General features: G+C 69.5%; 18 protein-coding genes and 1 pseudogene. 9 read left to right on the forward strand and 10 right to left on the reverse strand.

Translation table 11 applies throughout. The features are described 5' to 3' along the window. Nucleotides 1-61: 61 nt before the first annotated feature. From OG588_RS14135 to OG588_RS14145, 3 genes are all read right to left on the reverse strand, one after another. Nucleotides 62-2,086, reverse strand: coding sequence for a helix-turn-helix transcriptional regulator (locus tag OG588_RS14135; RefSeq protein WP_366092266.1), 2,025 nt, complete (start codon nucleotides 2,084-2,086; stop codon nucleotides 62-64). A gap of 139 nt (nucleotides 2,087-2,225) precedes the next feature. After that, on the reverse strand, nucleotides 2,226-2,681 hold the full coding sequence (locus tag OG588_RS14140; protein WP_366092267.1) for a hypothetical protein: 456 nt from the start codon (nucleotides 2,679-2,681) through the stop codon (nucleotides 2,226-2,228). Between the two features lie 149 nt (nucleotides 2,682-2,830). Beyond that, nucleotides 2,831-3,718 carry a hypothetical protein gene (locus OG588_RS14145; protein ID WP_366092268.1) on the reverse strand — a complete coding sequence of 296 codons (888 nt, stop codon included), beginning with the start codon at nucleotides 3,716-3,718 and terminating at the stop codon, nucleotides 2,831-2,833. A gap of 431 nt (nucleotides 3,719-4,149) precedes the next feature. On the opposite strand from OG588_RS14145, the gene OG588_RS14150 reads away from it, so the two are divergent. The 4 genes from OG588_RS14150 to OG588_RS14165 all read left to right on the forward strand — a co-directional run bounded on the left by OG588_RS14150 (nucleotide 4,150) and on the right by OG588_RS14165 (nucleotide 9,939). Then, nucleotides 4,150-7,236, forward strand: coding sequence for an AfsR/SARP family transcriptional regulator (locus OG588_RS14150; RefSeq protein ID WP_405947580.1), 3,087 nt, complete (start codon nucleotides 4,150-4,152; stop codon nucleotides 7,234-7,236). A gap of 91 nt (nucleotides 7,237-7,327) precedes the next feature. Continuing rightward, the gene (locus tag OG588_RS14155) at nucleotides 7,328-8,038 is read left to right on the forward strand and encodes a M15 family metallopeptidase (RefSeq protein ID WP_405947581.1); all 711 of its coding nucleotides are present in this window, start codon (nucleotides 7,328-7,330) and stop codon (nucleotides 8,036-8,038) included. Nucleotides 8,039-8,147: 109 nt separating this feature from the next. After that, nucleotides 8,148-8,684 (forward strand): RNA polymerase sigma factor, encoded by a 537-nt coding sequence (locus OG588_RS14160; RefSeq protein WP_405947582.1) that lies wholly within the window; start codon nucleotides 8,148-8,150, stop codon nucleotides 8,682-8,684. A 118-nt stretch (nucleotides 8,685-8,802) separates the two neighbouring features. Next, a complete protein-coding gene (locus tag OG588_RS14165; RefSeq protein ID WP_405947583.1) occupies nucleotides 8,803-9,939 on the forward strand; it encodes a C40 family peptidase in 1,137 nt (378 codons plus the stop codon). A gap of 104 nt (nucleotides 9,940-10,043) precedes the next feature. Here the strand turns inward: OG588_RS14165 and OG588_RS14170 are convergent, their stop codons facing one another. Then, nucleotides 10,044-10,583, reverse strand: a complete 540-nt coding sequence (locus OG588_RS14170; RefSeq protein WP_405947584.1) for a hypothetical protein — start codon at nucleotides 10,581-10,583, stop codon at nucleotides 10,044-10,046. Between the two features lie 146 nt (nucleotides 10,584-10,729). After that, nucleotides 10,730-11,350: pseudogene (locus OG588_RS14175) on the reverse strand (SAM-dependent methyltransferase); the annotation flags it as partial. Between the two features lie 671 nt (nucleotides 11,351-12,021). On the opposite strand from OG588_RS14175, the gene OG588_RS14180 reads away from it, so the two are divergent. After that, nucleotides 12,022-12,702, forward strand: a complete 681-nt coding sequence (locus OG588_RS14180; protein ID WP_405947585.1) for an LmbU family transcriptional regulator — start codon at nucleotides 12,022-12,024, stop codon at nucleotides 12,700-12,702. Nucleotides 12,703-12,839: 137 nt separating this feature from the next. On the opposite strand, the gene OG588_RS14185 is transcribed toward OG588_RS14180, so the two are convergent. The 4 genes from OG588_RS14185 to OG588_RS14200 form a co-directional block, all read right to left on the reverse strand. Continuing rightward, nucleotides 12,840-13,484: an FMN-binding negative transcriptional regulator gene (locus tag OG588_RS14185; RefSeq protein WP_405947586.1), complete on the reverse strand. Its 645-nt coding sequence runs from the start codon at nucleotides 13,482-13,484 to the stop codon at nucleotides 12,840-12,842. Nucleotides 13,485-13,556: 72 nt separating this feature from the next. Then, on the reverse strand, nucleotides 13,557-14,903 hold the full coding sequence (gene ccrA / locus OG588_RS14190) for a crotonyl-CoA carboxylase/reductase (protein ID WP_405947587.1): 1,347 nt from the start codon (nucleotides 14,901-14,903) through the stop codon (nucleotides 13,557-13,559). A gap of 10 nt (nucleotides 14,904-14,913) precedes the next feature. After that, nucleotides 14,914-15,462 (reverse strand): hypothetical protein, encoded by a 549-nt coding sequence (locus tag OG588_RS14195; RefSeq protein ID WP_405947588.1) that lies wholly within the window; start codon nucleotides 15,460-15,462, stop codon nucleotides 14,914-14,916. After that, nucleotides 15,459-17,042 (reverse strand): acyl-CoA carboxylase subunit beta, encoded by a 1,584-nt coding sequence (locus OG588_RS14200; protein WP_405947589.1) that lies wholly within the window; start codon nucleotides 17,040-17,042, stop codon nucleotides 15,459-15,461. Before OG588_RS14200 ends, OG588_RS14195 begins: the two co-directional genes overlap by 4 nt. Nucleotides 17,043-17,370: 328 nt before the next feature. Here OG588_RS14200 and OG588_RS14205 point away from each other — a divergent pair, with 328 nt between their 5' ends. The 4 genes from OG588_RS14205 to OG588_RS14220 all read left to right on the forward strand — a co-directional run bounded on the left by OG588_RS14205 (nucleotide 17,371) and on the right by OG588_RS14220 (nucleotide 20,620). Continuing rightward, nucleotides 17,371-17,901, forward strand: coding sequence for a hypothetical protein (locus OG588_RS14205; protein ID WP_405947590.1), 531 nt, complete (start codon nucleotides 17,371-17,373; stop codon nucleotides 17,899-17,901). 74 nt (nucleotides 17,902-17,975) lie between these two features. Continuing rightward, a complete protein-coding gene (locus tag OG588_RS14210; RefSeq protein WP_405947591.1) occupies nucleotides 17,976-18,839 on the forward strand; it encodes a DUF4097 family beta strand repeat-containing protein in 864 nt (287 codons plus the stop codon). Between the two features lie 42 nt (nucleotides 18,840-18,881). After that, on the forward strand, nucleotides 18,882-19,835 hold the full coding sequence (locus OG588_RS14215; protein WP_405947592.1) for an ATP-binding cassette domain-containing protein: 954 nt from the start codon (nucleotides 18,882-18,884) through the stop codon (nucleotides 19,833-19,835). Further along, nucleotides 19,832-20,620 (forward strand): ABC transporter permease, encoded by a 789-nt coding sequence (locus tag OG588_RS14220; protein ID WP_405947593.1) that lies wholly within the window; start codon nucleotides 19,832-19,834, stop codon nucleotides 20,618-20,620. Before OG588_RS14215 ends, OG588_RS14220 begins: the two co-directional genes overlap by 4 nt. Nucleotides 20,621-20,715: 95 nt before the next feature. On the opposite strand, the gene OG588_RS14225 is transcribed toward OG588_RS14220, so the two are convergent. Further along, nucleotides 20,716-22,077 carry an aspartate aminotransferase family protein gene (locus OG588_RS14225; protein WP_405947594.1) on the reverse strand — a complete coding sequence of 454 codons (1,362 nt, stop codon included), beginning with the start codon at nucleotides 22,075-22,077 and terminating at the stop codon, nucleotides 20,716-20,718. Between the last annotated feature and the right edge of the window lie 4 nt (nucleotides 22,078-22,081).

Raw genomic sequence — 22,081 nt, forward strand, 5'->3', positions numbered from 1 at the left:
GGACCGGGACCATCAGAGGGGCAGGGACAACAGGAGAGAAGGCTCCCACTCGGCCAGCCCCTCACCCCCTCCCCGGCGCCCCCAACAACCCTTCACTCTGCGCCCCCAGCCACGTCATCCCATACGTCTCCGCCCCCCGAGACGCCTCCCGCAGCAACCGCACCGCGTTCGGTTCGCTCCCCGGTCCGCCCACGCGGCGCACGGCGCGGGCCTGGGCCAGGCGGAGGCGGGCGAGTTCGGGCTGGGAGGAGCGGGCCGGGATCGCGGCCCGGCGGAAGTGTTCGAGGGCGGTCTCCGGTTCGCCCGCGGCCAGGGCGAGGACGCCGCAGGCGCGGGCGGTCGGGCCGACGAGGACGCTGGGCCAGCCGCCCAGGGCGATCTGCTCGCCGTCGTGCGGGGCCAGGCGTGCGCGGAGTACGGGCAGCACCTGTGCCAACTCCGTGTCGAATCCGCCCTGGAGGTCCAGCGCCGCGCAGACCTCCGCCAGCAGCACGAGCGCGGGTACCGCCCAGCCCGACGGCGGGAAGCGGTCGACGTCGGCGACGCAGCCGAGGAGCAGGTCCGCGCCCTCGGCGTCCTGCCCGGTCTCGCACAGGGCTAGGGCAAGACCCGCCCGCCAGACCGGGAAGTAGGCGTGGCGCTCGACGTCGCCGGCCAGGTCGGAGGTGAACAGCTCGGCCAGTCTGCCCTGTTGCCGCAGCAGCCAGTAAGCCTGGCCGAGGCGGGTCTGGGTGAGGTTGTCCGCGGGGACGGCGTAGTCGGCGCGGAGCAGTTCGATGAACTTCAGCGACTCCACGAAGATCCACTCGGCGGCGGCGTCGAACCGGCCGTGCCACAGGTCGAGCAGGGCGTCGAGGGTGTGCCGCTGCCAGAGGGCGAGGGCGCTGTGGGTGTCCGCGGCGTGCTTGCGGTACTGGTTCGCGGTGGCGAGGGCGCTGAAGATCCTGCCGTTGCGGAGTTGGTCGATGGCGACGGCCATCAGTGCCTCGCCGCGGAAGTACGGCGAGTCGTGCCGGGCGGCGGCTTCGCGCAGCCGCTCGGAGAGCGTCAGCGACTCGGGGGCCGGCATGAAGTCGTAGCGTGCCCAGCGACATTCGGTGAGGACTTCGCAGCGCACCTCGTCGTCGCCGTCGTCGGGTAATCGGCGCAGGGTGTCCTCGGCGAGCCGCGCTCCCTCGGCGGGCCCCGCGAGTCCGGCCGCGGTGTCCTGGCTGACCGCCAGTGCCATCTTCTTCGCGAGGTGGGCTTCGAGCCGTAGCCGCAGCCCCGCCGCCTCCGCGCCGCCGTCGCCGTCCAGCGCGGCCAGGCAGCCCCGGAGCGACTGCAACAGCTCACGGTCGACCTGCCCGGGATCGGACCAGCGCCGGGCCATCCTGATCACGGCCTCGGCCTGCGCCCGCGGATCGCCCTCGGCGCCGCGGTACGCGGCGGTGTAGTGCCGTTCGGCCTCCCGCATCTCGCCCGCGGTATGGCTGAGGTCACCGCGCCGCAGCAGCCGGCGGAACTCCGCGCGGTCCGGCCCGGCGGCCGAACGCCCGTCCCGCTCCGGCGACTTGACCGCCCCGGCGACCCGCTCACCGGCCCCGCCCCGGACCGCTTTCGGTACGGCGTCGGAGCCCGGCAGCGGTGCCAGCCCGACCAGCGCGCCCTTCGCACCCAGCACCTCGTCGCACAGCTGGGCCAACTCCAGGGACGCCCTGCGGCGCCCGTTCTCCACGCGGCTCAGGAAGCTGCGGCTGCAGTACACCTTGCCGGCCAGCTCACTCAGCGACATGCCTGCCGCGATGCGGCGCCGGCGTAACTCGGCGCCGAACCCGTCGTACTCGATGATCGTCCCCCCAACAACTGACCGCCCTCGCGGTGTTGCCAAATACCCGCTGGCAACACCCAACCCCTCCGGTCCGGCCCGATGACCGGGGAAGCTGTCTGTGCCGGAGCCTACGGGCACGGGGGCGCGCCCCATGGGGGAACGGGCGCACTGATCATGCCTTCGGACGAACCCGAGGCGCGTGCTGCGGTCGATATGCCGGGGGCACTCGACCGCAGCACATCCGGCGCCGACTCCCCCGTGTTCCACGTGTTCCATGGGGGCACCGAAGAGCTGAACGACGACGGGGGAATGGGGGGTCCACGGTCCGGGGCGCGCGGGGGGCGCTCCGGGCCCCGGATCCAGGACGCCCCGGTGCACCCGTGCGCAGGTGTACCGGGGCGAGTCCGTCGGGTCGTCAGCCCTGGCTGCAGTAGTCCACCCAGCGGTGCGAGGAGATGTTGTTGTTGACGCTCTTGCCGAACTGGTCCAGACCCGCGCCGTAGGTGAACTTGTAGTTGCCGGTCGTGGTGTCCCACCAGCGGTCGCCCTGGCTGATGCAGGCGTGCGCGCCGCCGCCGCTGGGCGCGGTGTACAGGTCTACGGCGTCCAGGCCGCCCGCGTAGCCGTTGTTCCAGATGTCGGAGGTCAGGTTGCGGCAGCTGCCCCAGTTGTCGGAGTTGCCGGACCACTTGCACTCGCGGCCGCCGCCGTAGGGCTGGGTGTAGACGTGGAGGTAGCCGTCCCCGGCGAGTTGCGCGGTCGCGGTCTTCTGGGTGCCCGCGTCCAGCGCGCTGGCGCTGGAGACCGGGGAGAAGAGCGCGGCGACGGCGGCGGCCGAGACCGCGACGGTGAGGAGACGCTTGACGGACATGGTTTCCCTCGTTTCGTTGTGAGTGGGGTGATACGCCCACGGTGAGGTGATGCGCCCACCGTGGGGGGATGCGCCCACGGCTCGACGGCCGTGGTGGTCTGTGTGTGTTGGGGTCTGTGTGAGTTGGAGGGGGGAGGAGGCGGGCCGGGTCAGTCGGCGTGCGCGACGATCTCGCGGGCCCGGGGCAGCGCCTCGCGCTTGAGGCGCGTGAGGTCGGCCGTCTCCCGGGGGTGGCTCCGCCGAAGCTCGTCCCGGTACTCGGCGTCCAGGGACTTGGCCACGGACGACAGGCCGCTGGAGACGGCACAGGCCGCCTCGGCCGAGGCAAGTGCTACCTCCTTGGCGTGCGGCCACGGAGTCTCCGGCCCGGTGGCCGCCGCACGGGCCCGGGCGGGGTCCGCGTAGGTGTACGTCCGCTCGCGCATGCAGCGCGCCCACGGTTTGACGGCCGCCCGGTAGCGCTTGTCGTCCGTGACGAGGCCGACGCGCATACCGGCCAGGCTGCCGGTGACCCGGGTGGCCCGGAACCAGGCCTGGAGATCGCCGTACAGCTGCCGTTGGGCGGTGGCCTGGCAGCCCTGGTCGCTGTGGGAGACGCGGATGCCGTTCGGGAGGCGGGCCGAAAGTCCCTGCGCCTGCGCCCCGTTGAGGTCGCTCACCAGGACGGCCCTGGTGCCGGCCGGCACGGAGTGGAAGTACCGCTGGTTGGGGTCGCTCCGGACCTCGGCCTCCCGCTGCCGCCGCAGATCGGTGCCGTAGCCGTGGGCCTTGGCCCATGCCGGGTCGTCCACGACGTAGGGGAACCGGACCGAGACGTCGTCGGGGGCGGCCGGCTCGACCCAGTACTTGTGTCCCTCCTTCTCCATGCACTTCTTGATGAGGAGCTGCTCGGCGAGCCGTAGCGTCTCGGCCGTGCTGCCCGCGGCCCGGGGTGTGGCGCTCCCGGTCGCCCCGGGGGTGGTCGTGGTGCCCGCGCATCCGGTGGCCGTCGTCGCCAGCAGACCGGCGGTCAGCAGGGCCAAGGTCCAGCGGTGCATGGGGCGGCTCCCGGGGATCTGGTCGAACGGGCGAATGGTCGAACGGGCGAGTGCTCGAACGGGGCGTTGCTTTCGAGCCGTTGACGCCCCGCGGGGCCCGTCCGTATGCCCCCGGATCACAAGGTTTTCTTCTTTCTCCGGCGGTCATACGAGGGCGGCCCGCGGACCGTCCCCCGTGCGCGCGACAGGCCTCGCCGACCGGCTGAAACCAGCCAACCGGCGGGAAGAGGGAGGAGCGCCGACCACTGGCCGAGGCGCGTACGACAGACGTCACCTGCCACGACGTTGCAGGTGAGGGACACCGGTCCGCCGAGTCGATCGAATCCGGTCACGGCGGTCCGGTCGTTGCTGTGCCTTAGCTATGTCGTGGGCATGTTCGCCGATATCTTTGCCGTGCTCCATGGGGTGCGTGGTGCGGCGATCGGGGAACGATGTTCGAAGTGCGGCTGCTCGGTCCGGTGGAAGTGTGGGCCGGCGACCGGCGGGCCCCGCTCGGTGGCGTCAGACCTCTCGCGGTCCTGTCGGCACTCGTCGTCCACCTCGGTGAGGTGCTCTCCACCGAGCGGCTCGTGGACTGTGTCTGGGACGAGGAGGCGCCGGCCACCGCGGGCGCCCTGGTCGCCACCCATGTCTCCGCCGTACGCCGGGCACTGGCCCAGGTCACGCAGGACACGGTGGTCCGGACGCGCCCGCCGGGCTATGTCGCCGACCTCGAACCGTCCCAGGTCGACGCCCGCCGGTTCGAGGACCTGCTCGCCGCGGGCCGGGCCGCCGCCGCGGCGGGTCGTCTGGAGGAGGCCGCCGAGTTGCTGCCCGAGGCACTGGCGCTGTGGCGCGGCCAGGAAGCGCTGGAAGGACTGGGCCAGAACTTCGCCCGGATCGAGGCGGCCCGGCTGGCCGAACTGCGGCTCGTCGCCCACGAGGACACCTTCGGACTGCATCTCGATCTGGGCCGCGCGGACCGGACGATCGCCCCGCTGCTCGCGCACGTCGCCGCCCACCCGCTGCGGGAACGGCCGCGCGGCCAGCTGATGACCGCGCTGGTCCGCACCGGCCGCGGCTCCGACGCCCTGCGCACCTACCGGGAGGGCCGCGCGATCCTGCGCGAGGAGCTGGGCATCGATCCCGGCCCGGAGCTGCAGGCACTGCACCAGGCGGTCCTGACCAACGACACACAGGTGGCGGGCACGGCACGCCCGGACCGGACCGGGCGGGAACCCGCGGGGCCCCCGAGGCCGCCGGCCGGCGACCGCTCCACTTCCACCCCCGCGCCGTCCCATCTCCCGCCGGACATCGCCGACTTCGTGGGCCGCTCCAAGCAGATCGCCTGGGCCGCCTCGCTGGTGGGCCGGGTCGACGAGGCGGGCCGTACCGCTCCGCCGATCGGGGTGATCTCCGGCCGGTCCGGCACGGGCAAGACCGCGCTCTCCGTGCACGTCGGCCACCGTACGGCCGAACTCTTCCCGGACGGCCGCCTGTTCGTGGACCTGCGGGCGGCCGACACCGCGCCGCTGCAACCCGCCGACGCCCTCGCCCGGCTGCTGCGCGCGATGGGCGCCGACCCCAAGACCCTGCCGACCTCGGTCGAGGAGCTGACCGGGCTGTACCGCACCCACATCGGCCACCGGCGCGTCCTGCTGATCCTGGACAACGCGGCGGGCGAGGCGCACGTACGGCCCCTGCTGCCGCCCGGCCCGGGCTGCGCCGTCCTCGTCACGAGCCGGCGCCGACTGGTGGCGCTGGAGGGCGCCGACCACCTGGACCTGGCCGTGCCCGGTCAGGCGGAGGCGCTCGAACTGCTGCGCCGCGTCGCCGGACCGGACCGTACGAGCGCCGAGCCGGAGCGGGCCGCGGAGATCGTCTCGCTGTGCGGACGGCTGCCGCTGGCGGTGCGTATCGCGGGCGCCCGGCTGGCGGCCCGCCCGCACTGGGCGCCCGGCCGGCTCGCCGACCGGCTGCGCGACGAACGCCGCCGGCTGAGCGAACTGCGCGCCGGGGACCTGGAGTTGCGCACCAGCCTCGAACTCGGCTACGCCGACCTGGAGTTGCCCGAGCGCCGCGCGCTGCGCCGACTGGCCCTGCTCGACCTGCCGGACTTCGCGGCCTGGATCGCCGCCCCGCTGCTGGACATCGGCACGGAGGAGGCCGAGGAGGCGGTGGAGCGGCTGGTGGACTGCCACTTCATCGACGTGATCGGCGTCGACGACACGGGCCGCAGCCGGTACCGCATCCATGACCTGGCGCGCGAACACGCCCGCGAGCGCTGCCTGTCCGAGGAGAGCCCCGAGGAACGTACGGCGGCCGTGCTGCGGCTGGTGGCCTCCTGGCTGGGTCTCGCCGAGAAGGCCGCCGCCCTCGGCCCGGGCGGAGCCGCCCGCCGCTTCCCCGAACCGGCCGCCGTACGGCCCCTCGACGCGGCGACCGAGGAGGAGCTGCTGGAGCGGCCCACGGCCTGGTTCGCCGCCGAACAGGCCTGTCTGCTCGCGGCAGTTGAGTACTGCGCCGACCACGGCATGGTCCGCGCCGCCCGCGATCTGGCCGGTGCGCTGATCGCGAGTTCGGCCGCGCTGTACAACCAGTTCGACGCCTGGTCCCGTTCGCACGCCGCGGCCATGGCCGCCGTACACCGTAGCGGGGACGGCGAGGGCGAGGCGTGGCTGCTCGCGGGTCTTGGCCAACTGCGCTACGAACAGGACGAGTTCGAGGATTCGTACACCTACTTCGGCAAGGCCCTGCGGCTCTTCGAGGCGCGCGGTGACGTGCCCGAGGGGGTGGCGCTCGCCCTCGCCGGGATGGGGACGGCCCGCCGCGAACAGGCCGGGTACGCCGAGGCGTTGGAGCTGTTGGACGCGGCGCTGGAGCGGTACGGGGAGTCCGCCGGGCGGGGCGCCCGGGCCCGGGTGCTGTACGGCATCGGATACGTGCACCGGGAACAGGGGCGCGGCGCGCCGGCCCGGGAGGCTCTCACGCGGGCACTGGACCTGTACCGCGCGGCGGGCGACCGGCACAACGAGGCGCTGACCCTGCGGTCGCTGGCCCTGTGCCACCGGGCCGAGGGCGCGCTCGCGGACGCCGAGCGCCAACTGCACGAGGCACTGCGGATCTTCGCGGCTCTGCGGGACACCTTCGGGGTGATGTACACCGAACAGTCGCTGGCCAAGACGGAGTTGCGGCTCGGCCGCCTCGACGAGGCACGGGCGCGGCTCGGCCGCTGCCTGACCGTGGCCCGTGAGCGCCAGGACCGCTTCGGCGAGGCGCTCGTCCTGCGCACCCTGGGCGAGTGGCACCTCGCCGCCGGCGATCCCGACAGCGCGCGGGAGCCGCTGGAACGGGCCCTGTCGACCTGGGAGACCCTGCGTCTTCCCCTGTGGCGGGCCCGCACACTCCGGGACCTGGCCGAGGTACGGGAGGCACACGGCGACGCGTCGGCGGCGCGCGCGGCCAGGGCCGAAGCACTCGGCGTCTTCCGGGAGTTGGACTGCCGCGAGGCGCAGGAGCAGGCGACGGACGCTGGCTAGTCCGTACCCGGCCACGCCTGTAGAAGCCCTGGTGGGCCGCCTACAGGCAACTTGCAGAGCAGTTGCAGCGGGGTCCGCGATGCTGATGCACGTGACAGAGATCATCACGCTCTCGGACGCCCGGGTCGCCGCCGTCGCGGAGGACGACTGCGGGGAAGCCCTGGTCGACCTGCGCGGCACGGGCAACCTGTGGATCGACCACCGGCAGGCCGACGACGACGGCAGCTACGCCCACCTCAGGGCCGGTGCGCTACGGCGGCTGGTGCGAGCCCAGCGGCTGCTGCCGGCCGGGGTCCGGTTCCTGGTGGTGGAGGGGTACCGGCCACCCGCTCTGCAACGCCGGTACTTCGAGGAGTACGCGCGGACCATGCGCCGGGCCCACCCGGACGCGTCGCCGGAACGGATCCGTGAACTGGCGAGCGCGTACATCTCCCCGCCGGAGGTCGCACCGCACGTCAGCGGCGGGGCCGTCGACCTGACGCTGTGCGACCAGGACGGCCGGGAACTGCCGCTGGGCACGGAGGTCAACGCGACCCCCGAGGAGAGCGAGGGCGCCTGCCGCACCGAGGCACCCAACATCAGCGCCGAGGCACGCGCCAACCGGGCCCTCATGAGCTGGGCCCTCGACGCGACCGGCTTCGTCAACTACCCGACCGAATGGTGGCACTGGTCGTACGGCGACCGGTACTGGGCGCTGCTGCGCCGGGCACCGGCCGCCCGCTACGGCCCCGCCAACCCACCCGGCTCACCCGGCTCACCCGGCCTACCCGGCCTACCCGGCCTACCCGGCTCGACGGCCTGACCAGCCACCGACCGGGACACCCAACAACCGCACCGTACGGCCGAGTTCACGACCGAGTTCACGGCCGGGCCGAGTTCACGACCGAGTTCACGACCCAGGGGGAAACAGCATGGAGACCAGAACCTGCGCCGTCCCGCCACCGCGACGCGAGGACGGCGACCGGATGAGTCCGAAGGACTTCGACGCGTCCTTCGCCGCCGACATGCCACGCCTGCGCCGCCGGCTGCTGGCCCTGACCGGCAACCCGCACGACGCCGACGACCTGCTGCAGGAGACCTACCTACGGCTCTCCCGACGCGCCCGCGCGCAGAACCTGACGCGGCAGCAGCACCCGTACGCCTACACCTGCACCGTCGCCCTGAACCTGCTGCGCGACGCGTGGCAGCACCCCTCCCGGCGCGAGCAGTCCACCGACCGGCTGCCCGAATCGGGCTGGGACGGCGGGCTGGCCTCCTACGAGGCGTCCCAGACCACGCTGGCGCTGCTGGCCATGCTCTCCGAGAAGGAGGCCGCGGCGGTGATCCTCGTGGACCTGGAGGGCCTCAGCCACGACACCGCGGGCGAACGGCTCGGCGCCCACCGCGGCACGGTCCAGCGCAACCGGATGCGCGGCCTGGCCAAGATGCGCGACGCGCTCGGCGACTAGCCCCACCCACGGGCCGCTCCCCCACGGGGGTGGGGAGCGGCCCGCACGTCCACACCGCCGTCCCCAACTGCCGTCCCCGGCCCGTCCGGTGACGTCGTCCCGACGAAGGAAGACTTCCTTGAACACCAGCAGCACGCGCCGCCGGACCAGCGGCGCGCTCCTGGGGGCCTCGGTCCTCGCCCTGTCCGCGTTCGTCTCCGCCCCGGCCCACGCCGCCGCCCAGGACGCCACCTGCGGTGTCCTGGCACCGGGCGCCTCGGCCACCGCGCAGGCCGCGGTGAACGCGGCCTGTTCGCAGATCGGCGTCTGGTACAGCTGGGGCGGCGGCCACGCGGCCACGCCGGGCGCCAGCTACGGCTACTACGACGGCTCGGACCCCGACAGCCTCCACGACAACGAGCGCAAGGGCTTCGATTGCTCCGGCCTGACGCGCTACGCCTACTACCAGGCCACCGGCAGGGACCTGCTCAACGGCACGGCGGACGACCAGTTCCACAGCTCGCAGGCCTCGGCCCGCTTCTCCGCTTCGCAGGGCTCCGCCCCGCTGCTGCCGGGCGACCTGATGTTCTGGGGCAGCGGGCACGTCCACCACGTCGCCATGTACCTGGGCAACGGGCAGATGGTCGAGGCGTACGAGTCGGGCACCCACATCCGGGTCGCCCCCGTCCGCACCGGCGGCGACTACGCCGGCGCGATCCGGATCAACGGCTCGGGCACACCAACTCCCCCGCCCGCGAACGGCGGTACGGTCTTCGAGACCTGGGGCACGGGGGTGCGCACCCGCTCCACGCCGAGCGTGCGCGGTGCCGTGGTGGACACCTTCGCCGGTCCGACCCAGGTCTCCGTCCAGTGCCAGCAGCACGCCGAGACCGTCACCGCCGAGGGCTACACCAACGACATCTGGTCCAAGCTGGCCGACGGTTCCTGGCTGACCAACATCTACATCAAGGGCCCGGCCTCACTGCCCGGCATCCCGGACTGCGGCGGCAGCAGCACCCCGCCGCCCTCGGGAGGCAGCAAGCCCTTCCAGACCTGGGGCACCGGCGTGCGCACCCACAGCCAGCCGAACGTCAACGCCGGCGTGGTCGACTACTTCGCCCAGCCCACCACGGTCAACGTGGTCTGCCAGGCACACGCCCAGGAGGTCACGGCCGAGGGCTACACCAACGACGCCTGGTCCAAGCTGACGGACGGTTCCTGGCTGACCAACATCTACATCAAGGGCGCGGCCTGGCTGGACGTACCTACCTGCTGACGGGGAGCCGATGCCGTCGGCCGCCGTACGCCTTGAGTGGCGTGCGGCGGCCGACGGTCGACGGTCGGAAGCGATGAACGGCGGACGAGCCGGGCCGTGCGGGGTCACCAGGTGTGAGCCACGTCCACCACGAGATGGTTGGCCGTCTGGAAGACCTGGAACGGCAGCCGAGCACGGACGCCCAGTCCGGCCTGGGTGTATCCCTCGGAGCCGCCGGTGACCTTGAACTCCCGGAAGGTCCGGTACCCGGTGACGTCGGCGGACGGAAGCGGCGGGTAGGGCTGTCCGGTCGCCGGGTCGTAGCGCGAGGAGAACAGCGAGATCTCCAGAATGGCTCCGCCCTTGATCGGAACCACGATGTCGCTCGGGTCCTGATGCAGTACGTCGACGTAGCGGACCGTGTAGCCGATCGGGTCGGCCGTCGTGCCCTGGGCGTCGAAGACCAGGCGGTCGAAGCACTCGTGCTGTCCGGTCCGCACGTCGGTCAGTCGCCTGGAGGCAACGGCGTCACCGGTCTTGTCCAGGCTTCCCCACGTCACGGCACAGTCCACGGCCGTCGGCGCGGCCACCGCCGGAACCGTGCCGGCCAACAGACCGCCGCCCGCCAGCACTGTTGCGGCCAGTGCAGTACCTATCCGTCGCATGACTACCCCCGGTAGCTCGCGTAGGTGTGTGTCCTTTCAGACCGGCGGCTTTCCGGAAGGTTGTGCGCCTCAGCTGTTCTTCCTGTCCTGTCGTCACGGCTCACGCGGTCGTTACGGCTACGCGGTCGTCACGGCCTACGCGGTCGTTACGGCTTACGCGCAAGTCCACCGTGCTCGGCGATGACCTCCGGGACGCCCGAACCGGGCTCCGGACGCCACTGGGTCACCGAGACGACACCGGGCTCGACAAGCTCCAGGCCGTCGAAGAACGCGGAGATCTCATCAATGGCGCGCAGGTTGTACGGAACGGCGCCGCTGGTGTTGTAAGCGTCCTGGGCCTGCTCGAAGACGGGGTCGATGCCGCGTGACCCGTCGTTGATGGAGAGGTAACTGCCCGAGGGCAGGGCTTCCATCAGCCGGGTGACGATGGAGCGGGCCTGATCGTGGTCGGCGACGTGACCCAGGATGTTGCTGAGGATGAGCGCGGTAGGACGACCGAAGTCCAGTGTCCTGGCGGCGACTTCGAGAATGCGGTCCGGGTCCGTCACGTCGGCGTCGATGTAGGCGGTCGCACCCTCCGCGGTGGAGTACAGCAGGGCGCGGGCGTGCGCGAGCACCATCGGATCGTTGTCGACGTAGACGATCCGCGCCTCGGGAGCGAGCCCCTGGGCGACCTGGTGGGTGTTCTGCGCGGTCGGAAGACCGGTACCGACGTCCAGGAACTGCCGGATGCCCACCTCGGAGACGAGATACGCGATGGTGCGACGCCGCTCTCCGAGTCACGCCTGCGGCTGAGGCCCACAACCGGGGGACCTTCGGTGAGGCGGTCGACGCGGTCCGCGTATTTCTGACGTGCCGCCTGACGCGAGACGCCAAGGCGTTCGCCGATCACCGTCCAGGAGTGCCCGGCTGCGCGCGCCTGCCGTACGACCTGGTCGACGGCCTCGTCCGCCGCCATCGGTCCGGGGCAGGGCCCCCAGCTCTCTTGCCGAGCCAGTGCCCGGTCGCATTCACCGTCGTAGGCGAATTCATCGCGTCGTGGATATGGCTCACATTGTCGCGAGTATTCGGAACCGTCGGTGGTTTCTGCCTCGCCGAGGCGATCCCTTCTCTCGCTCATTGTGGGTACACCGCTCACGGTCGGGTGTTTTAGATTCCTATGTCACGATTTAGACTGTCTCACATCACGCCATGCACCCGAATCGCTACCCTGAGACGTCAACCTCGGCAAGTTGCACACCGTGCCGATGGCCCCCTTGCCACAGAATCACCGTTCGGGTTTCACTCAGACTGAACACTTTGGAACGGGGGCCTTCGACACAAGGAGCCAAATCAGGTGCTGACACGTTAGAGAGAGCATCTTAACCACAGCACTCCTTCTCTCCATCCTCCCGTCTCTTGTTCGTCCGGCGATCTCTTTCTTGCGCGGAGGCAATTGATGAATTCATCGAGTTTTTCTTCCCTCTCTGCGGGTTCTGGACTCGCCCGGCCCGCAGAGCCGGGGCAGCCGCAAAGAAGGCCCGGCGCCGACGGTCGGCGCGGCGACGTTCTCACCACGCGCGTGGGGCTCCAGATGGCACCCAACCTGAGTTTCGACGCCTGGGAGCGGGCGGGCGGTCAGCTGGCGGGAGTGATCGACTCGTCATCTTGGTGGCTGGGCGACTGGCTCGTATACGGGAAGGACCACTATGCCGATCGCTACCAACTGGGCATCCGCACCGCCGGCCTGAAGTATCAGACACTACGTAACTACGCATGGGTGTCCAGAAGGTTCGAAATACCAAGACGCAGGGCCGGTCTGACATTTCAGCACCATGCCGAAGTCGCGTCCCTTCCCTTCGACAAGCAGGAGAAATGGCTCGACGATGCCGAGGCGAAGGGGTGGACGACCAAGCAGTTGCGGAACGCCGTCAAGGCGATCGACGCAGCGGAATCAGCAACGGAGCCCCGCCCGGACTCGCCGCGCCAGTTGGCACTCCCGGGCAACCGGATCGATCGATGGCACAAGGCCGCCGAACACTCCGGTGTCGACTTCGACAAGTGGGTACTGGTCACGCTCGACAGTGCTGCGGGCCAGATCCTGGAGCACAACGACACCATCACAGCGTTGAGTGCCTGACGCCTTGCTCTCCTGCCGTCCCCCGCGCAGCCGGGGGACGGCTTCGGTGGTTTCGGCAGCGGGTTCAAGTTCTCTGCCCGCGCGTCTCGATGCGTAGCGGCGCAGCCACCCGCCGCGCGTCAGCGTCTGCTGATCCCTCAGGGCAGTTGGGCGATGAGCTGCGCCGTTTCACGGTGCCGGCCGCAGGGACGCTGGGCGAACGAGTCGCGGACACGTTCGCGGACGTGCGGTTCCTGTTCCTGGCTGAGTTTGAACATGCCCTCGGCGCCGGTCACGGCAATACGGAAGGCGCCGACGCCGGGGAGGAGTTGGTGGAAATACCCCTCGGACTCCGCCATGTCCCAGCCTGTTCCCAGGTCGTCCTCGAAGGACCGCACCGTCGCTTTGACGACCTCGAGGGTGTCTTCCGCCGATACGATCTTCTCGATCGTTCCGTGAACGTGGACGGCAGTGAAGTCCCAGGTCGGCGCGGCAGGCGTCTTCTCGTAAACCGTCGGCGACACGTAGGCGTGCGGTCCCGTGAACACCAGGAGGACAGGGTCTCCGGTGCGCAGGGCCGCCCAGTGCGGGTTGTGCAGGTTCATGTGCCCGAGCAGGCTGCCACCTGACAGGTCCTCGGTCCAGTCCTGGCTCAGCCGAGGGTCCCGGATGACCGGCAGGTGCGTCGCGAACGGCCCCTCGTTCGCGTCACCGTTCGTGACGCACAGGGCGAGCGGGTTGCGGCGCATCAGATTCACCATCCATGAGCCGTTCGGCTCACGGTATTGGGGCGGCACAAACATAGGGGATTCCTTTCAGTGATGATCGCCAGTGATTCGACTCACCAAGTCAGTGGTGCTGATCAAGATGTCTCGTCAGCAGGACAGCGGGCTCCTGAATAGGCCGATTGATTTCCGGTAACGGTCTCTTACTTCTTCATCCTCGACGCCGTGACCTTCTTCAGGGGCAAGGCACAGCACTCCCACCTTGCCGCTGTGCTCATTTCGGTGGACAGCACGCGCGGCCTCGCCTGTTTCCGAAAGGGGAAACACGGTGGAGAGAGTGGGATGGACCATGCCGCGTGCAATCAGGCGGTTCGCTTCCCATGCTTCGCGGTAATTGGCGAAGTGAGTTCCCACAATACGCTTGAGGTTCATCCACAGGTAGCGGTTGTCGAATTGGTGCAGGTATCCCGACGTGGAGGCGCAGGTGACTACTGTTCCGCCGCGACGCGCAACGTAGACGCTGGCTCCGAAGGTCTCCTTGCCGGGGTGCTCGAGGACGATGTCGGGATCCTCACCGCCCGTGAGCTCTCTGATGCGGGCGCCGAGCCGGCGCCACTCGCCGGGGTCCTGCGTCGTCTCGTCCTTCCAGAACCGGTATCCCTCTTCGGCCCGGTTGATGACCAGTTCGGCCCCCATGGCCCTGACCAGGCGGGCCTTCTCTTCGCTGGAGACCACGCACACAGGCAGCGCGCCACCGTTGAGTGCCAGTTGGGTGGCGTAGGAACCGAGGCCGCCGCCGGCTCCCCAGATCAGCACGACATCGCCCTGTTTCATGCCGGCTCCGTTGCGGGAGACGAGTTGACGGTAGGCGGTCGAATTGACCAGGCCCGACGCGGCGGCCTCCTCCCACGTCAAGTGGGCCGGTTTGGGCATCAATTGGTTGGTCTTCACGAGGGCGAGCTCGGCGAGCCCGCCGTAGTTCGTCTCGAATCCCCAGATGCGCTGTGCGGGATCCAGCATCGTGTCGTCGTGGCCGTCAGGGGACTCGAGTTCGACCGACAGGCAGTGCGCGACGACCCGGTCTCCGGGCTTCCAGCCGCTGACGCCAGGTCCGGTACGAAGGACGACGCCGGACAGGTCGGATCCCAGCACGTGGAATGGCTGATCGTGCCGCTGCGCTCCAGGGACGGAACGGGCGTAGCGCTCCAGGAACTTGAAGGTGGGCAGCGGTTCGAACAGGGCGCTCCACACTGTGTTGTAGTTGATCGAGCTGGCCATGACCGCGACGAGTGCTTCACCGGGGCCGGGTTCGGGGGTCGGCACGTCCTGGATGTGTACCGACTTGCCTGGGTCCTTCTCGGATGTGGCCATGCCGGCGAACATGGTCGTCTCGTGCTTGAGCACGACCGCGCCGCGATAGGAGTCCGGTACCGGCAAGCCGGCGAAGTCCTTCGCTTGGGCGCTGTCGCAGAGCGCGGCACTGACTATCTCTTTCATCTTGGCTTCCTCAGGTCTTGGCGGTTCCTGGGTGGGCGGGTGAGTGCGGGACGAAGGGCTCGACCGAGATCCTGCCGTCTGTGTCCATGCCAGCGCGGCTGATGAGCTGTCGGAGTATCAGCTGCGTCGAGGTGCCATGCCGGTCGGCCCACAGCCGCAGCCGGTCAGCGGTCTCCGGTTCGAGAAGGGTGTCCGCGGACGGTGCGTACGCGTGCTTGTGGTCCGTCCGGGCCGCAGGAGGCGTGCCAGGGCCATCCAGCAGGGCGCAGCGCTGCTCCCGCCAGGCGACGAAGACCGGGTCGAGACGGTTGCGATACACGTCGTGGCTCCGGTCGCCCAGCAGGCGGGTGATGCGGAGCCACTCGTGCAGTTTGGCGGTGAGTTCGGTGTGGTGATCGGTCCGGTCGTCGGGGGGTGGGGAGTGGCTGCCGGCTTGGGCCAGGAGTCGTGCGGTCTCCTCGGTCTCGGCCTTGACCTGGTGGGCACTCCAGCCTTCGGCCATCCAGCACACGTAGCGGCGGGCCGCGTCCTTGGGGGTGTCGGGCGCAGGCCGGTTCACAGCGGCATGTTCCCTCGTTCCGTACGGGTCAGATCGCGTTTGCTTCTGAGCAGGCGCAGGGCGCGTGCCACGTGGCTGCGCGTCGACGAGGGCTGGATGACAGCATCGATGTAGCCGCGTTCGGCGGCGATGTAGGGGTTGCAGAGTCGGTCTTCGTAGTCGCGACGCAGTTCGTCGCGGAGGGCGTCGGCGTCGCCGCCGGCGGCGACGGCCGCGGCCAGCTTTTTGCGATGCACGATGTTCGTGGCGCCTTCGGAGCCCATCACGGCGATCTCGGCTGCGGGCCAGGCGAGGTTGACGTCGGCGCCCAGGTGCTTGGAGCCCAGGACGTCGTAGCCAGCTCCGTAGGCCTTGCGCGTGATCACTGTGACCAGAGGAACGGTGGCCTCGGCGTACGCGTAGATGAGTTTCGCGCCGCGTCGGATGATTCCCGTCCACTCCTGGTCGGTTCCGGGCAGGAAGCCGGGGACGTCGACGAGGGTCAGGACAGGAATGTTGAAGGCATTGCAGGTACGTACGAAGCGGGCCGCCTTCTCGGAGGCGTTGATGTCCAGACAACCGGCGAGGTGCAAGGGCTGGCTGGCGACGATGCCGATGGACGCGCCCTCGATCCGGCTGAAGCCGATGACGATGTTCGGTGCGTACGTCTCCTGGATCTCCACCAGTCCGATCTCGTCGACGATCTGCTCGATGACGTCACGCATGTCGTACGGCTGGGTCGGCGAGGTCGGCACGAGGGTGTCCAGCGCCGGCCGCCGTTCGGCCGGCGAGTCGACGGCGATGTCGACCAGACCGCTGGCCGGGTACTCCGGCGGGAAGGAGAGATTGTTGTCCGGGAGGAAGGAGAGAAGGTCTTTGACATAGTCGATGGCGCCCTCTTCGTCGGTGGCCAGGTAGTGGGCGTTTCCCGAGACGGAGCTGTGGGTGCGGGCACCGCCCAGTTCTTCTACGCCGATTTCTTCGCCGGTCACCGCTTTCACCACGTCGGGGCCCGTGATGAACATGTGTGACATCTGGTCGACCATAACCACAAAGTCGGTCAAGGCGGGGGAATAGGCGGCGCCACCCGCGCAGTATCCCATGATGAGGGAAATCTGGGGGATCACGCCCGACGCTTTAACATTGCGATGGAATATCTCGGCGTACAGCGCCTGCGAGACCACGCCTTCCTGGATCCGGGCGCCGGCACCGTCGTTGATGCCGATGATCGGCCGGCCGGTGCTGAGGGCCAGGTCCATGATCTTGAGGATGCGGCGGGCGTGCACCTCTCCGAGGGAGCCACCCATATAGGTGGCGTCCTGGCTGAAGACGCACACAGGGCGGCCGTCGACGGATCCGTAGCCGGTGATCACTCCGTCGCCGTAGTGCTCCTCCCGCACCTCGTCGACAGCGTCCGGCGCTCTGCTCAGCGCATCGAGTTCCACGAAGGATCCTGGGTCCAGGAGGAGGTTCACACGGCGGCGGGCACTGAGTTTGCCTTTAGCGCGCTGTTTCTCCGCGGATCGGCCCGCCTGCTCGATCACGACCCCTTGACGTCGCTGAAACTCCTTGACAGCGTTTTCTCGTTCACGCACAGCCATGAGATACCCGCCCTCGGCCAGAAATCCAAACTGCGAAGATCAGTAGTGTCGACACCAGGAGACTCTATTACTGCGGAATCCTGAAGACAGCCGGCTCCCGCTCTCCGAAATGAACGGACTATGAGAAATTGAATCCCCACGAACAGTTTCACGTAAAGAGGTCCGGGGCCTGTTCCTTCCTGTCCTGCTGCCAGGACACGGGCGGCGGCTCGGCGCGGGGCCGGCGGCAGCATCCGCCGTCGACCGACGTCACGAGTGACGTCATCGAATGTCGCCAGTGACGTCACATCGCTTGCGGTGACGTCATCGATGACGCTACGGTGACGTCATGGACCTCGCCCCGCACGTCACGAATCTCAGCAGGGCGCTCGCCGCGGCCGGAACGGCCGGGGGCAAGGAGGCCGAGGCCTTCCTCGAGCGCTTCGCGATCCCCTTGGAGTCGGCCATTCGGCTCGCCCTGTTGGAGGTGGTCTCAGAAGCCGCGGAGGAGATCAGCGCGAGCCTGCCCGCAGGCTCGGTGGATGTCCGACTGCGCGGCAGCAATCCAGACTTCACGGTCACGATGCCGTCGGAGCCGTCGGAGCCGTCACAAGACGACACGCAGGAGGCGGGTACGGACACCGACGACCCGTCCCTGGCGCCCCTGACGGCCGATGAGGGCCCCATCTCTCGCATCACCGTACGGATGCCGGAGCGGCTGAAACAGCACGTCGACGAGGCCGCAGGGCAGGATGGCATGTCAGCCAACGCCTGGCTCGTGCGGGCTGCCGCCGCCGCTGTCCAGACCGCTCGCCGCAACGGCCCGGGCAAGAACCGCGGCCTGCGCATCGGCCAGCACCACCAGGGCTGGATCCGCTGACCTCGAGCCGCGGCCGACGCCTGCTGTGCCTCCTTGACCACACACCAACACCCCCCACCCAGAAGGGTTCTGCCATGCCTGCCTTCGAGACTCCCGGCCCGATTTCCGTCACCCTCGAACTTGTCGCCGCCGACATTGAGATCACGAGCAGCGACCGCACCGATACGGTGGTCACCATTCGCCCCAGCAGCGACAGCGAGGCCAGCGCGCAGGCTGCCGAACAGACCTCGGTCGAGTACAAGAACGGCAAGCTGCTGGTCAAGGCGCCCAAGCCACGGCGCGGACTGTTCTCGCGGAGCCGCTCCGCCGAGGACGAGAAGGACTCGGCCATCCAGGTCGCGATCGAGCTGCCCGCCGGCTCGGATCTCTCCGGCGAGGCCGCCCTGGGCTACCTCACCGCTCGAGGCCGCCTGGGCGACTGCCGTTTCAAATCCGCCTGCGGCAGCATCCAGTTGGAGGAGACCGCCGGGCTGCGCGTCGAGGCGGCCCTCGGCGACATCCGCGTGGGCCGGGTATCCGGCACCGCGGACATCAACGCCGCCCACGGCAACCTCAAGATCGACTACATCGACGGCTCCGCACGCATCAAAAACCTCAGCGGAACGACGGCCATCGGTGACGTCACCGGTGAGCTGCGCCTCACGGCCACCAACGGGGAGGTCTCCGTCGGCCGGGCGCACAGCGGCGTAGAGGCGAAGAACACCAATGGCGACATCTACATCGGCGAGGTCGCACGCGGCGAGATCGTCCTGGAGACAACCCGCGGCTCGCTCGGCGTGGGTGTCCGCGAGGGCACCACGGCGCACCTCGACGCACGCAGCCTCATCGGCGGCGTGCACAACGCTCTGGACGACTCCGCTGCCCCTGGGGACCCGACGGCCACCGTGCAACTGCGTACCCGCACCGTCATCGGCGAGATCAACATCCACCGGGCCTGACCCACACCATCCATCGCGCAAGAAGTCACGGAAGGAGGGGGCGTGACGACTCCCCAATCGGCCATCACTGTCACCGGCCTGTGCAAGGCGTACGGCAACAAGGTAGTTCTCGACGGCATCGACCTGGAGGTGGCCGCGGGCACGATCTTCTCACTGCTCGGCCCCAACGGGGCAGGTAAGACCACGGCGGTGGAGATCCTGGCCACCCTGATCAAGGCGGACGCCGGCGACATTCGTGTGGCGGGCAAGGATGTGGTGAGGGACCCGGACGGCGTGCGCGGCGCCATCAGTGTCACGGGGCAGTTCGCCTCGGTGGACAACCTGCTCACCGGCAGGGAGAACCTCATCATGATGGCGGATCTGCATCATCTGGGACGACGCGAGGGACGACGCCGGGCCGACGAACTCCTCGAACAGTTCGACCTCGTGGACGCCCGCTCACAGCGCGCGCTGTCCTACTCCGGAGGCATGCGGCGGCGCCTCGACCTGGCGATGACCCTGGTGCGCAGGCCGAGCGTCATCTTCCTCGACGAGCCCACGACGGGGCTCGACCCGCGCAGTCGGCACGCCATGTGGGGAGTCATCCGCAATCTGGTCGCCGACGGCGTCACGATCTTCCTGACGACGCAATACCTGGAGGAGGCCGATCAGCTCGCGGACCTCATCGCGGTCCTCGATCAGGGGCGGCTGGTGGCGCAGGGCACGGCCGCCGAGCTCAAGCGGCGTGTCCCTGGAAGCTATGTGCGCCTGGAGTTCGGTGAACAGCACCAGCTGGACATGGCTCTCGGTGTGCTGGGCGAGGCCCGGCGCGACGCCGACGCCCTGGCGCTGCAGGTGCCGAACGACGGCAGCGTAGGCGCGCTGCGAGCGCTGCTCGAGCGCCTCGACGAGCATGCGGTCGACGTGGCCGAACTGACCGTCCACACGCCCGATCTCGACGACGTGTTCCTCGCCCTGACCACGCCTCCCCGCCGCCAGAAGGAGACCGTCCTGTGAGTTCCCTCAGCTACTCCGTGACCGATTCGATGACGATGCTGCGGCGTAGTCTGCGCCATGGCATCCGTTTCCCGGCCATGCTGATCTCCAGCTTGGTGACCCCAGTCGTGCTGCTGCTGATGTTCGTCTACATCTTCGGCGGAGCGCTGGGGGCGGGAGTCGGCGGGGCCGCGGACGGCCGTACCGGGTACCTGAACTACATCGCGCCTTCGATGGTCCTGCTCACCGTCTGCTACGGCGGTGGCAGCACAGCCGTGACGGTCAGTGTCGACCTGACCGAGGGGATCATCAAGCGGTTCCGTACGATGCCGATCTCGCGCGGCGCGGTGCTCACCGGCCATGTGCTCGGCGGCTTCCTGCGGACCATGGCGACGGTGACGCTCGTGCTGGCGGTCGCGCTGGCCATGGGATTCCGCCCCACGGCCACCCCCGTCGAGTGGGTGGCGGCCATCGGTGTGCTCGCACTGCTCAGCCTGTCGCTCACCTGGCTGATGATCGCCTTCGGCTCGGCGGCCAAGAACCCCGGCAGCGCCAACACCGCGGCCATGCCTCTGCAGATCCTGCCGCTGGTCAGCAGTGCCTTCGTTCCCACCTCCTCGATGCCGACCGGGGTGCGCTGGTTCGCCGAGTACCAGCCTTTCACCCCGGTCATCGACACCTTGCGCGGCCTGCTGATGGGTAGCGCCATCGGCAACAGCGCCTACATCGCGCTGGGTTGGCTCGTCGGCATCACCGTGGTGGGATTCGTCTGGGCCAGGGCCGCCTTCCACGCGCGGGGACGCTGACCCCTGTCCCCCGCTCGTACCGCACGACGGACACCGCTCCCCCGGCACATTCGGGGGAGCGGTGTCCGTCGTGCGGTACGAGCGGAGAGCTTCGATCACTCCGTATCGGTGTCGGCGAGGGCCAGTGCCTCGTCCAGGATCGCCAGGCCTTCCTTGGCCTCGGACTCGGTGAGTGTGCACGGCGGCACGACGTGCGTGCGGTTCATGTGCACGAAGGGCCACAGTCCGCCCGCGCGGCAGGCAGCCGTGAACCGTGCCATGGGAGCCGCGGCCTCGCCCGCGGCGTTGTAGGGGACGAGCGGCTCGCGCGTCTCCCGGTTGCGGACCAGTTCGAGCGCCCAGAAGACTCCGAGGCCGCGTACCTCACCCACGCAGGGGTGCCGTTCGGCCAGGGCGTGCAGCCCGGGCCCGATCACTTCAGCACCCATCCGACGGGCGCGCCCCACGATGTCTTCCGAGGCCATGACGTCGATGGTCGCGACCGCGGCAGCGCAGGCGAGGGGGTGCCCGGAATAGGTCAGGCCGCCCGGGTAGGGGCGACGGGCAAAGGTGGCGGCGATCTCCTCACTGATCGCAACGCCTCCCAGGGGCACGTACCCGGAGTTGACGCCCTTGGCGAAGGTCAGCAGGTCGGGCACGACGCCGAAGTGGTCCGCAGCGAACCAGGCGCCTGTGCGGCCGAAGCCGGACATGACCTCGTCGAGGATGAACACGATGCCGTGGCGGTCGCAGAGTTCGCGAACTCCGGCCAGGTATCCGGGCGGCGGCACCATGATGCCGGCGGTGCCCGGAACCGTCTCCAGGATGAGCGCCGCGATGGTGGAAGGTCCTTCGAAGACGATGGTGTCGTCCAGGTGCTGCAGCGCGCGCTCGCACTCCTGCTCGGCGTTCTGGCTGTGGAACGGTGAGCGGTACAGGAACGGAGCCCAGAAGCGCACGGCTCCTGCAGTTCCCTGGTCACTCGGCCAGCGCCGTGGGTCCCCCGTCAGGTTGATCGCGGTGCCGGTCGCACCGTGGTAGGAGCGGTATGCGGACAGGACCTTGTGGCGCCCGGTGTGCAGCCGTGCGAGTCGGACGGCGTTCTCCACGGCCTCGGCACCGCCGTTGGTGAACAGGATCCGGTCGAGGTCGCCCGGGGTCCGCTCGGCGATCAGCCGGGCTGCCTCCGATCGCGCCTCGACGGCGAATCCCGGTGCGAAGGTCGCCAGGTGGGCAGCCTGTTCCCGTATCGCCTCGACGACGGCCGGGTGTTGGTAGCCCAGGTTGGTGAAAACGAGGCCGCTGCTGAAGTCCAGGTAGCGGTTTCCGTCGTGATCCCAGAAGTACGCTCCGTCGGCGCCTGCCACGGCGAGGGGGGTGACGAGGTCCTGAGCCGACCAGGGGTGGAAGACGTGGGCGCGGTCGTGTGCCGTGATCCGCTCGGCGAGGGTTTCCAGCCGGGTCCGAGAAGTGACCATTTCC

The sequence above is a fragment of the Streptomyces prunicolor genome (assembly GCF_045162825.1).
GTDB classification, from domain to species: Bacteria; Actinomycetota; Actinomycetes; order Streptomycetales; family Streptomycetaceae; genus Streptomyces; species Streptomyces prunicolor.